Annotated in this window: 1 protein-coding gene; it reads right to left on the reverse strand. The window is 37.6% G+C overall.

Annotated elements, in window-relative coordinates; all coding sequences use genetic code 11:
• Window positions 1-372 (reverse strand): hypothetical protein (locus KP705_RS17960; protein ID WP_215765275.1); only part of this gene is annotated, 372 nt, incomplete at its 3' end.
• Between the last annotated feature and the right edge of the window lie 59 nt (window positions 373-431).

Raw genomic sequence — 431 nt, forward strand, 5'->3', positions numbered from 1 at the left:
AACACACTCGTAACAAAAATCATCCTCGTCATCGTTCAAATATTCGTTGAATCTTAAAAAACCATATCCCCTGCTTTCTATGTAATCCAAAAACAAAGAAGAATGCGAAGGAAGACAACGCAAATAATCTCTATAACTTTTCACATCCTTCACAGGAAAAGAATGGTCAATATAATGGTCATGCAAACAAGTCATGATATCGTAAGGCTTTTCCCAACCGCAATAAACCTCGACCCCATTCCCAAACATATAACGAATAGCCTTGGTCTCATAACGTGCCTTCAATCGCACAGCCTTTATATTGAACAGATTTTCAAGCCTCTGTACTTCTCTCTCTATTTCTCTATATTTTTCCTTCTTTACCATATCCATAACAATCTCCGACCCTCAGTTTGTGGGGTACTGGAAACTTATTGTAGCAGATAGAAATC

This window comes from Gluconobacter sp. P1D12_c, assembly GCF_018812105.1.
Lineage (GTDB): Bacteria > Pseudomonadota > Alphaproteobacteria > Acetobacterales > Acetobacteraceae > Gluconobacter > Gluconobacter oxydans_A.